This window comes from Arenibacter nanhaiticus (assembly GCF_900141935.1).
Classification (GTDB): Bacteria; Bacteroidota; Bacteroidia; order Flavobacteriales; family Flavobacteriaceae; genus Arenibacter; species Arenibacter nanhaiticus.
The window spans coordinates 81,207-94,108 of sequence record NZ_FQYX01000009.1; the positions used below are offsets into that span (position 1 = coordinate 81,207).

Sequence of the window (12,902 nt, forward strand, 5' to 3'; positions counted from 1 at the left end):
TTACTTGTTTAAATTTAACACCTTCAAAATCTTATGATAGACCTCGCTGTTTTCGTACACGCCTTGAAATTCTTGGGAATATGGCCCATAAGCAAAGATAGGCACCATGGCTCCTGTATGGTCATACGTGGTAAAATCGCCCTCAATCATGCCGTTCTCTATATTCCCTTGTGGGATTGTAAATCCGCCCGTTTCATGATCGGCAGTAACAATGACCAAGGTATTTCCACTGCGATCGGCAAAAGCAATGGCTTCCGAAATTGCTATATCAAAATCTATCCCTTCCGTAACAATACCTGCTACCTTGTTGGCATGCGCATAAGAATCTATTTGAGCCGACTCCACCATTAAAAAAAATGGCTTTTCCTTGCCTTTTAAAAACCGAAGCCCGTTTCTTGTAGCCTCTGCTAATTGATTTCCTCTTCCGTTTAAATAACTCGGCACACCTCTTTCAGAAAAAAACATCCCTATTTTATCTTTTTCACTACCTCCTATTTCTTCCAATGAATTGACAATAGAAAAACCATTAATTTTTAAATTTTGATCGAAATAAGCACTTCCTCCACCTATAAAAAGCGATAGCTTACTTTTTAGCAAGTCGCTAGCAATCCCTTGGGTATGGTCCCTATCTAATTGATGGGCATAAAACCCTGCTGGAGTAGCCCCAACAATTTCATCGGTGGTTATACATCCAGACAAGAACTGTTGCCGATCCAAAAATTCGGTAATATTTGTTATTGGTTTACGATCAGTTCCCATCCCAATGGCCCTGTTATAAGTTTTTTGCCCTGTGGCAAGGGCCGTGCCCGCTGCGGCCGAATCCGTGGTAAAATCGTCCGAAGCACTGGTTTTAAGAAAACCTATACTCTTTAGCTGTGTTAGAGAGGTTTCTCCGCCATTTGCCAGTACCGCAGCCGAAATATGGCTTAGTCCATTGCCGTCACCAATCATTAAGATTACATTTTTAACAGGAATTTCTTTTTGGTCAGACTCATAGGTTGGCTTGTATACCGCGGAATGCAGTGTATTTACAAACACCCTATCCTCTAAGGAATTAAAATAGATGGACGCGAGTTCGGGCTTATCCGTGTTGATGTAATCTACTCCCAGGTCTAAAAATGCTTTCCAGGCAGTTTTAGAATCCGGTGTACCCCAAAATCGAAAGGGCTTTCCAAAGCTGTGTGCCTTTTCTATGGTGTTTTTTACACTTTCTAAATCTTCCATGGTCAGGCGACCTTTTCCGTTCCATGGTGATAAACTTTTAAAACTAAGGCTTACCATAGCTACCTTGTCCCATATTTCAGCAGTGGGTTTATGGTCTAAAGATTGATAGTCGAATTTTATATAGTCCGGATACTTTGTATAATCTTCCACTTTGGGCCTGTTCCCTGATATCACTATCTGTATTGCTGGATTTTTGATGATTTTAGGATATTTTTTAAGGACAGAAATAATTTTCTTCAAAGAACTATAGGGTTCCGACTTAATATCTATCAATAACTGTAATTCTTGTTTCGCCCCCAATTGCAGTGAATACGCTTTTTCTAAGGGCTGCAAGTACAGATTCTCTATGGTCTGCCCTTCTATGATATCGGCTTCACTATGGGTGGCATACAAGATGTTATTTTTATAAAAGACATCCACCTCAATAGAGTTGGCCCCGTTTGCATAAGCACTCCAAAAAGGGGCGCTCTGAAGGTAATCGTTGTGGGAGTGGATCTTAAAAGCCTTATTTTCTTGGGCTAGTACGGGCCTTAGGCTAAGGAATAAAAAAAGAACTATGAATTTAATCGTATAATACATTAGGAAGGGGGTTAAAAAGAAGGATGTTGATTTAACCAACACCCTTCTATAATAATTAATTTATAAAACTACCAGCCTATATTTTGAGGGATCCCTGACGAACTTACAGTTTCATTAGGGATAGGCCACACGTGCATAATCGTTGGATCAAAATTTCTAGCAGGCCAAATTTCCTGGACGGTATAGGGTGAATCTGGATTTGAACGATCACTGTGAATGCGTCCGTGCAAAGGTTTTGCATACACTTCTTTGGCATCGCCCCATCTTACCAAATCAAAATGACGATTCGCAAACTCCCCAGCAAATTCAACTCTTCTTTCATGCTTTAAAGCATTTATAGAAGCATTCACTAGTGGCGCTAACCCTGCCCTTTCTCTTACCATATTTAAAGGTGCATCGCCATTTTTGCCCTGCATAATCAAAGCTTCCGATTTCATTAAAAGTACTTCGGCGTAACGAAGAATAGGTATGTTATAAAGGGTAGTCGGGTCGTTTCCATTAGGATTCACATAGACACCTATAGGGTTTTCAAATTGGTACTCATACATGTATTTATTGAACTGGAATCCAGATAAGGAGTTTTCTGATTGATATTTTTTGGTCTCCCCAAAAAACTGAAACTCATCACCAAATTTTAAAATGGTAACCTCACGTCTGACATCATTTTCTTCAAAGGCCTGATACAGTTCTTCGGTAGGCTGATAATACCCCCAACCGTTATAGGTTCCCCAGCCTTTGTTTTCTAACATTACCCCAGGAAGTTTACTACCGCCTTCTATCCCAGAATCCACTGACCAAATATATTCACTGGTCCAGTTGTTTTCAAAGCTGTGCAACAAACGATAATCTTGTGAGGGGTTCCCTGTATTGATTAAAGCTCTGCCAGAACCGGAATTGGTAACAGCATCACAATACGAGATCACCTGCTCATATTTTGAGCTATCGTATTGCGCCCAGTATAAGTAGGTTTTGGCAATATAGGCCAGCGCTGCGTCTTTATGAGCCCTTCCGTAATCTTCTGGATTCATTTCTGTAACTAAAGGCAGTAAATCGGCCGCCAAAGTAAGGTCGTCAATTATTTGACCGTAATTCTCTACAACAGATGCAGGTCTGGTATAACCTCCAGCAGCATTGTTCATGTTTTCGACCAAGACAATAGGAACGCCACCATTTTCACTATTATCACCATAAGTACTCGCGATCCAGAAATAATGAAAGGCCCGCATAAAATACGCTTCCCCTAAGAGCCTGTTTTTTAGATTTTCATTAATTTCCATAGTTGGAACATTTGCTAAAACATCATTGGCCCTACGAATTATTTTATAGCTTTGGGAATACATCCATTTTAAAGAACTTTCATCCCCTGTAAGGTTAAAATTCTTTGCATTATCTGCATCCGACTTAATACGACCGGTAACCATGTCATCCGAAGCATTGATATACCAAAAGAACCCTCTTGCAAACATATCCTCATCCTTCATATAATAATACATGCTGTTTACCGCCTCGGTGGCATCCTGTTCCGTTTTCCAAAAATTCCCGTAAGAGGTGCTGCCCAAAGGCTCCAAGTTGGTAAAATCATCCGAACAGGAAAACATTCCCAATACACTAGCGCTTAACACTACCGCAATTAATTTTATATTTCTAAATTTCATCTATTTTTCTTTTAGTGGTTGTTATAACTTTAATGAAAGACCTGCAGTAAACATCCTGGACAATGGGTATTTGCCCACATCCAATCCATTACCCCCTACTTCGGGATCCAAACCTGAATAATCGGTAAAGGTGAACAGATTTTCCCCGGAGATGTAAACCCTTAGGGAAGCCCCCTTCATCATCGAATCCATTAATGAATCGGATACACTGTATCCAAGAGTAATGTTTTTTAACCTTAGATAAGAAGCATCTTCCAAATACCAGCTAGAAGTTGTTTCAAAGTTTTTATTGTTATCCTTGGTAGAAAGTCTAGGAAGATTGGTATTGGTATTGGTAGGTGTCCACGACCCCAATACCTTGTTATCCAAATTATATCCCTGTAAGGCGGCATTATAGGCGCTATACTTATATCCATTAAATGCTTTAACCCCTGAGACCCCTTGGAAAATCAATCCAAGATCAAATCTTTTGTAGTCCAATTTCAAGTTGACGTTAAACGTAAGATCTGGCTGATAACTGCCCATAAACACTTTATCATTATTATCTATCTTCCCATCGTTGTTACTATCCTTAAATTTAAAATCGCCAGGCTGAGCCTCGGGCTGTATAGGATCCCCGCCAAGGACATACGCATCAATCTCTTCTTGGGATTGAAAAATTCCCAAATAAGGCACCAAATAATTAGAATATAATTCCCTTCCCACTTCTGACCTAAACGGTTCTAAAGTACTTCTTACATTTTCACCGCTATGGGCAATAAAATCAATTCCACTTTTATTATATCCTTCCAAATTGACCAATTCATTGTTGATCATGGAAGCATTGGCGCCCAGCGAATAATTTAAGTCCCCAACACTATTGTTAAAGATGGCAGAAAGTTCGAGACCGTGGTTTTTTACTTCCCCGCCGTTTACATCGGCTGCAGCCGTTCCTTGATGCTTGTCTTCTAACCCAGGTAAAATCATTCCCTTGGTCTTCTTTTCAAAATAGTCAAAGGTGACGTTTAACCTGTTATTTAACAAGCTAGCATCTAAACCTAAGTTGATGGATTCCGAAGTTTCCCAGGTTAAATTGGGATTGGATTGTTTTCCGGCATATACTCCCTTATCGTTTTCCAAGCCGTTCTCTCCTATAATTACCGTTTGTGTGCTAAGCGGAACATCAAAGGAATAATAGCCAACAGAATTAATATTCCCTATCTGTCCCCAAGAGGCACGGAACTTCAAATCATTCACTGCTGGAATCTTAAAAAAGGTTTCATCGGAAATCCTCCAGCCCATGGACGCAGAAGGGAAGTAATCTGCCTGATTCGCAGTAGCCAATCTAGAGGTTTCATCTCTACGGATACTGGCACTAAGAAAGTACTTGTTGTCATAATTATACATTGCCCTACCAATTGCCGAGGTTAACGCGTCCTCATAAACATCGGTAACGGGATTCTTTATATCCGCTGCGTTGGACATATATTGATTGTTTTTGTTCTCATTTCCAAAACCCTCCCCTCTTTGGGAATAAAACTCATAATCTGTAAACTGAGCAGAATAAACCGCAGTAAGATCCAGATTGTGATCCCCAAAAGCCTTGTTATAGGTTAGTTGATTATCCCAAACCCATCTGTTAGTGGTCGCATAACTTTGAGTAAGGGAATTAACCAAATTTGTCCTTCCCAGTTCGGGTCTTCTAGGATCAAAGCTTTTATAGTTGTTTTGTGAAGTACTATATGCGTAGCTAGTTTTAAACTTTAGTCCATTTAAAATTTTATAGTCCAAAAACACATTTGCATTCATAAATCGGGTTGGACTTGTCGTGGTAGGTCTTAACAAAAGGGACATGGGGTTGTAAACATCCCCATAGGCGCCTGCAAATTGCGACAGGTTATAGGGAGCTACTCCATGAAAAGCACCCTGATCATCGTAAATAGGGGCTGCCGACGGCATATAAATAGCGTTCAAAATAGTACCGGAATACCCGCTAGAAGTGTTGGTACCCACACTCTCTGTATGTGAAAAATAAACATTTTCGCCAAGAGTCAACCTATCGGATAGATCTATCTCCGATTTTAACCGAAAAGAATATCGTTCGGAACCGGTGCCTTGCAGCACCCCTTCCTTTTTGTTGTAACCAAACGAACTCATATAATTACTGTGTTCTCCGGCTCCACTAACATTAATATTGGCGTTATACAAAAGCGCTGTACGAAAAATAGCGTCCATCCATTGGGTTCTTGTGGTCTGTCCCCATGGGTTTTGAGCGGCATCATGTGCAGATTGCCTAGGAGTACCGCCATTGTCGGCAGCCATATTATACACATTGGCCTGTTCTATGGCGTTTAAGGGAGTGGGCAAATCTGTTGCGCTCTGCATACCCGAATACATATCCAATCCAATTTTTGGCTTGCCTTGCTTACCTTTTTTGGTCTGGATCACAATAACCCCAGAGGCTGCCTGAGCCCCATATATGGCCGCCGCGGAAGCATCCTTTAAAATAGAAACCGAAGCAATATCGTTTGGATTAATGGAAGGGCCATAATAGGGCACCCCATCAACGACCATCAATGGATTCTCGTTAGAAATAGATCCTAGTCCACGTATAACTATTTTCCCTGTTTCCGAAGGATCGCCACCCTGTTGCAGTACCGTTACTCCCGCTACATTTCCCTGCAAGAAGTCGTTGAGCGTACCTACTGGCCTACTGGCCATTGAGGCTACATTGCTCACCGTTGCAATGGCCGAGGTTATATTCTTTTTTACAGATGTTCCGTACCCTATTAATACCACCTCATCTAAACCTGTAGATTGGTCTTCCAGGGCTATGGTAAAATTTTGGCTCCCCGAATAAGCTAGTTCTGTAGCCGCATACCCCATAGAAGATACTAGGAGAACGCCATCAGTGGCAGCGACAGTTAGCGTAAAATTACCGTCGAAATCAGTGGCTACACCATCTTGGGTACGATTATTAGGAATAATACTTGCTCCGGGAATAGGCATCCCGTCGGTCTTTGAAACCACCGTTCCAGAAAGGGTGGTTTGGGCCATGACACTAGAAAATAGCCCCATGGTCAATAATAAAAATAAATACTGTTTCATTTATAAGAAGTTTTAGTTCCTTATAAAATTACAGGAAGCCCCTTTCCAACAGGTTGATAATAGTATCCTTTAGGGGCATCATTTAAACAATAAAGAGGACAAAACGAACAGATTAGGGGCACTATTGTTTCATTAACATTAAGCTAACCTCTTGTAAATATAGCGATAATACTGATTATGCTGTTTTTTTCAACTTATACACCTTCGGTGAACACCCAAAATGTTTCTTAAAAATCCGACTAAAATACTTTGGATCGTTAAAACCACAGGCAAAACTTATTTCCGAAATGTTTAAGGTTTTGCTTTGAAGAAGATATTCGGCCTTTTGCATTCGCAATTCGGTAATAACTTCTGAGGGAGATTTACTGAGAACTTCCTTAAATATACGATAGCTTTTTATTTTCGATATTTGAAGCTGTTCATTTAATTCCTGAACGTTAAAGGAAGTGCTTCCCATATTGTTATGAATGATTTCTAAGGCCTTGTTTAGTAATTTTTCATTAGGGCTCAAGTGTTTTCTTTCATCTTTTCCTATACCAAATAACTGGAATTTAGACATATCTTTCAGATACTCCTTTCTTGTTGCTATAAGGCCGTGCAGTCTTTTCTGAATAAAGGAATCTCGCGCAGGCAGTTGTATAAATGCATCTATCCCTAGCTCCATAGTCTGTTCTTGTAAGGAATAGTCTATTTGTTCTGAAATGTATAACACAGGTAAGCCAATTAGCTGTGTTTTATCCTTGGCTTGTTGCAATAGCACAATGAGTTCCTCGGTAATTGCAGCGTTATAAATAACCATTCCGTGTACACTTGCCTTTTTTATTAAAGAGGAAACGGCGCCTACAGAATTTTCAAAAAACAAATTATGATCTTCTTTAAACAGCAATTGTCGGCAACTCAAATAATCGCTTTCTTCACAGAATACTACAATATTATTCTTGTCAGATTGCATTTTCTCTTCCAGTTTTAAATGCCTCCACTGTATTTCCTCCTGCACAATAGCATCTTTAGCTACTACTTGTACCGGTAGACTTACCCGTATTTCCTGTTGATTCGTTTTATCATTGAAGACCAAGGTCCCTTCAAGAGTTTGCACCAAGGTATCAACGGCTCTAAAATAGGGACTATATCGCTGAATACTACGGGCGTTTTTGGTAAAAATAGCACTATCAGAAAGAACCTTCATCAAAAAACTATCCTGCTCCACAGTAACATCTACTGTTAAATTACTTTCTTCGACACCATATTTTATCACCTCAAAAAACAAATATTTAATCAGTAATTTAAATCGTAATACATCAATGGCGATCCAATCACCCTTTAGCTGTACGGTATAATGTAATTGAATGTTAGAGGTTGCCGCATTCAAATTTAGCTGATCTAACATCTGATTTAGAATAGGTTCTAATTTTACCGCAGACTTTTTAGATGTCCCAATATCCTTGACATGATTTAGAAAATCCCATTCCATTAAAAGGTTGGTCAATGTACCCGCCTGCACCAAAAGGATGTTTTTTATAGCGTCTTCATCCTTAAGTTTTCCTGACAGGTCTAGAATTTTGCCAATCGGTTCCTTAAATTCGGACAAGACAAAAGTCTTGAAGCTTTCTATTTCAAACTCCTGCTTTTTCAAATGGAGATGCGTATTTAAAAGTTGATTTTTTTGATCTGAAAGTTCTTTATGCTTTTCAGCAAGGATGTTATTTGCCGTAATTAGTTCTTCTTTTTGCCTATTGATTGTTTGGGTTCTTTCCTGAATTTTACGTTCTAGCTCTCTCCGGTATCCCAATGCCTTTTTGTTTCTTTGAAAGAATATACATCCGAGGGTCACCAATAAAAAGACCGATATTGTCACTAAAAACCAAAATTTCACATAAAAAGGCTTCTTTATGGACAACGGTATTATTACCGTATTGGCACCTGATTCATCCAAGGCATTTTTAACTAAAAATCTGTAATCTCCATATGGAATATCGCTATAACGAATAGGATTGGATTTAAATGTTTCCCAGGCGTGGTCATAGCCCTCTAATTTGTATACCACCCGATTATTGGGGTCTTTAGGAAAAGATACTGGAGTAATGGCTACGGAAAGATGGTTCTCTCCGTAACTTTTTTCAATACGGGTTCCCATAAAGCTCTTTTGATCTACCCTTACCTGAAGCTTCGGCTGCTCTTTAAAAAAATTAATACTATTGGGAGAAAAATAGTTCATGCCATACACCCCTGCAAAATAAAGCCCTCCCTTTACATCTTGATAATAGGCGCCTTCCGAGAATTCAGCAGCCTGCCACCCCTCCTCCGGATTCATACTCAATACGGAGTAATTACTTCGGCTTACAGCAGCAATCCCTTTGGTAGTACTGATCCAAATATCATCATTATTAGGGAGTAGGCTATACACCATATGACTTGGCAACCCTTCTCTTTCCGTAATATTTTTGACCAGCCCGGTATTAGGGTCATATACCGTAATCCCTCCTAAACTGGCAATCCAATAATAATTAGTTCTCGGATCTTTATAAACATCGTAAATGCTATTTCCAAGAGCACCATCGGCCTTGGTTATATCCTTTAGGTTTCCAGTAAGAAGGTCTAAGATCACCAATCCAGAATTTTCAGTAGCGAGCAAAACTTCTTGCTCCCGCACTTTCACCTTTCTTATTTGCAACTGGCGTAACGTATCTTGCCCTTTAAAACTCTCGAAACTATTATTTTTCAGTGAAAATTTTGCCAGACCGCCCCAGCAAGCCGTCCAAATAGCATGATGGTCGTCCTCATAGAAAGAGTAATTCCTATTGTTTGGCAATAACTTGTTGTGTTCGGCGGTATAGGAATGAATCCTATCGTCATTAATCCTAAGCACACCGCCATAAGTCCCTACCCAAACAGATCCGTCCGAAGAAGTAAACAAACTCCTGATCCGATTCCATTCTTTATTTAATCTTGCCTCGGGGATTTCGAAAGCCACATAGGTTTGTAATTTTTGGTCGTACTTAAACAACCCTTGATTGTAATACCCCAACCAAAGGTCGCCTTTCTGGTCTTTGGTAATAGCGCGAATGGTTTCATTGGGCAGATTCGGAAAATGTACCGGGTGTGGGGCTACCAAACTTATCTTTTCGGACTCCCTATAAGCCATACTCAAGCCTCCGTCTTTGTGCCCTAGCCATATATTGCCAAAATCGTCCTCGTACAATTTCTCTACCTCATTACTGTTAAAGCTGTACTTGGAATAAGGATCATATCGGTAATGCTCAATGTGTTCACTATGCACATTAGAACTCTTGTTGGGAAGAATATAAACGCCATTGTATTTAGTAGCAAACCAAACGTTCCCTTTTCTGTCTTTCATGACCTGGTTAATAACCAGTTCAGGATGATACTTATGCAAAATTCGATGTAAGGCAGCAACGTTCTCATTGTCCAGGTTTTTGGGCTCAACCCTTACAAACGTATCCCCGTTAAACTCATAATGTTCCTTAGAGCCATCGAGGGTAACTAATGGCTTTCCTTCTCCAGATAAACGCAAGGCCACAACCTCCTTTTCAAACCTATAATTCTGAAAACTATTTTCGCCTATATATTTACTCACCGACTTATTATCGGTCAAGGCCCATATATCCATGTTCGCATCCCTAACCAAATCTCGCACTACGTTTCCGGCCAAGGAATTAGCGCTATCTTTTATATGCTTATAAACCTTAAACGTATGCCCGTCATAAGAATTCAAACCGTCCCAAGTTCCAATCCACAGCACCCCATTTTTATCACTTGTAATCCCTAAAATAGAATTATTAGATAAACCGTCTTCGGTGGTCAGGGTGTTAAACTTAATCTGTTGTCCAAAAAAAAGAGAGGGAAAAATGATTAACAGAAGGTATAATTGTTTCAATATTGTAGATATTTTGATTAAAAACGCCCCTTAATATAGGTATTGTAAGAAATAAACGCACTAAGGAATCTAAAATCACATAGGTGTTCTTTGCAAATAGCGACAAAATAAATATAATTCCCCATGGTTTTCCTCCTCACAGCGACCACGGCTATGATTTATAAAGTAGAAATAACACTCCCATAACATCAGTTGTATGTCGTGTAATAATTTGGGCGTTCCCTCCTTCGTCGGGCGGGCACTCCGCTATATCCCTTGCCCTGCTGCGGGGATACCGCTGCGGTCCCTAACGCGGAATAATATAGTCTTGGGTTACCCCCCCCCGAATCCTATTAAAAACCTATTTGCACAAAAAAACCCATGCATACAAATTGCCTACATGGGTTCTATTATTCCGTTATCACAATAGTTTTATACCGGTTCCTACGGTTATTGTTTAAAACATATTATCACATTTTTACAATCTGTGCATTGGCCATAAATAGTTCTTGCATACGAGTCATCCTATGATCAAAAACGGTAGAAAACACAACATACTGACATCTTTCTAGACTCTCGGGAGTACGAATAACATCGGCGAACATACTTGATTTTACCAAAAACTCAGCATCCTCCACAAAGAACAGTTTTAACTTCCCTAAATTAATCCCGTTTAAAAAGAAAATTTTATTGAGCCTTTTTGGAGTCGCAATAACAATATCAACACCATCGTAAATGTCATTTTTTTGAGCTTCAAAATCATATTCTTCATAAGCACAATACACTCGCAAGTCCATTCTATAGGTGAAGCGCTTAAACTCTTGTTCCAAAGCTAAGGCGGCCTCTTTGTCCTTTACAAAAATTAAAGCTCGTGGCGCATCCTCAAATGCCGCACATTCCAGTTTCTGAATGGTACTGATAACAATTGAAGTAGTTTTTCCAGAGCCTTCGGGGGCGATTCCAAAAACACTTGCTCCTCCCTTTATTTTGGAAAGCACCTTTTTTTGAAACGGTAAGGGCTCTGTGATTTTTAACCGATCTAAAGCTTCCAGCAATTCTGGCTGTAATTTTTTAAATGACATATTTTTTGATTGATTTTTATTAATTAGTCCTTGTAATGATCATTGATATCAGTTTTCCTGCACTTCACCACAAGTTCTTAGGCTTTCACAACAATTTCTTTTGAAATGAGAACTTCCTCATTACTTTAGAAGTGTAATAAGTCGTAATAATTTTTTCATTTTCATATAGTGTTCTCGGAAAAGAGCTTTATCCCATAAGATAAGGCTCTTTTTTGTTATAGTTTTTACCTAAGGAGTTACTAGACCTCCATCGCTTCCCTATACGATTATATAAGAAAATCCTTTGCAAAGGAACGTTTACTACTACCCTCTGCTAGAATGCATCGAAAAAAACGGGGTTCCTAGCGTTCACGTCCATTTGTTGCTTTGTATATTGCAATTTAAAAAAAGGCACCTATTTATAACTGTCTAGGTCCCTATATTTATCTTCCATTTACACAAGTCCTTTTCGGGCAGTTCTATTTAAAACTACCCGAGTCGGTTCTTCTAGTCTATGGAATCCAATTGTCCTTTCCAAAAACCGGTTTTCTTTTTTCCAAGAAAGCGTTTCTTCCTTCTTTAGCTTCCTCGGTCATATAGGCCAATCTAGTGGCTTCTCCTGCGAAAACTTGCTGACCTACCATCCCGTCGTCGGTAAGGTTCATGGCAAACTTCAGCATTTTAATAGAGGTCGGAGATTTTTCCAGTATTTCCTGAGCCCACTGATAGGCAGTATCCTCTAACTCTTCATGAGGGATTACGGCATTTACCATTCCCATATCCATAGCTTCTTGGGCAGAGTAATTACGTCCGAGGAAAAATATTTCCCGCGCTTTTTTCTGTCCTACCATTTTTGCCAAATAAGCAGAGCCATATCCTCCGTCAAAACTAGTGACATCGGCATCCGTTTGTTTAAAGATAGCATGTTCCTTACTGGCTAAGGTCAAATCGCACACCACGTGCAAACTGTGCCCGCCACCAACGGCCCATCCAGGGACCACTGCAATAACGACCTTTGGCATAAACCTTATAAGTCTTTGTACTTCCAAAATATTTAAACGATGCATACCGTCTTCCCCAACATAACCTTTATGACCTCTGGCTTTTTGATCGCCCCCGCTACAAAAGGAATATACACCGTCTTTGGTAGACGGCCCCTCTGCCGATAGCAATACAACCCCTATAGAGGTGTCTTCCTGTGCATCATAAAAAGCCTGATACAATTCACTTGTGGTTTTTGGCCTAAAGGCATTTCGCACGTTTGGCCTGTTAAAAGCGATACGGGCTACTCCGTCACATTTTTTATATGTAATGTCCTCAAACTCTCTGACGACTTTCCAGTTGATCTCTTTTTGCATTTCTAAATATTATTTACTTGGTCAAAGATAGTATTCTTTACTAAAACCTATATTTCTTCGGTTA

Annotated in this window: 6 protein-coding genes; all 6 read right to left on the reverse strand. The window is 39.7% G+C overall.

Annotated features, from left to right (window positions below; translation table 11 throughout):
* Positions 1-1,803 carry an alkaline phosphatase gene (locus tag BUA16_RS07615; protein ID WP_084668453.1) on the reverse strand — a complete coding sequence of 601 codons (1,803 nt, stop codon included), beginning with the start codon at positions 1,801-1,803 and terminating at the stop codon, positions 1-3.
* A gap of 68 nt (positions 1,804-1,871) precedes the next feature.
* Positions 1,872-3,458: a RagB/SusD family nutrient uptake outer membrane protein gene (locus tag BUA16_RS07620; RefSeq protein WP_072764148.1), complete on the reverse strand. Its 1,587-nt coding sequence runs from the start codon at positions 3,456-3,458 to the stop codon at positions 1,872-1,874.
* A 21-nt stretch (positions 3,459-3,479) separates the two neighbouring features.
* A complete protein-coding gene (locus tag BUA16_RS07625) occupies positions 3,480-6,545 on the reverse strand; it encodes a SusC/RagA family TonB-linked outer membrane protein (protein WP_072764149.1) in 3,066 nt (1,021 codons plus the stop codon).
* Between the two features lie 175 nt (positions 6,546-6,720).
* A complete protein-coding gene (locus BUA16_RS07630) occupies positions 6,721-10,440 on the reverse strand; it encodes a two-component regulator propeller domain-containing protein (protein WP_084668454.1) in 3,720 nt (1,239 codons plus the stop codon).
* A gap of 449 nt (positions 10,441-10,889) precedes the next feature.
* Positions 10,890-11,501 carry a DEAD/DEAH box helicase gene (locus BUA16_RS07635; RefSeq protein ID WP_072764151.1) on the reverse strand — a complete coding sequence of 204 codons (612 nt, stop codon included), beginning with the start codon at positions 11,499-11,501 and terminating at the stop codon, positions 10,890-10,892.
* A 491-nt stretch (positions 11,502-11,992) separates the two neighbouring features.
* On the reverse strand, positions 11,993-12,838 hold the full coding sequence (locus BUA16_RS07640; protein WP_072764152.1) for a 1,4-dihydroxy-2-naphthoyl-CoA synthase: 846 nt from the start codon (positions 12,836-12,838) through the stop codon (positions 11,993-11,995).
* Positions 12,839-12,902: the final 64 nt, after the last annotated feature.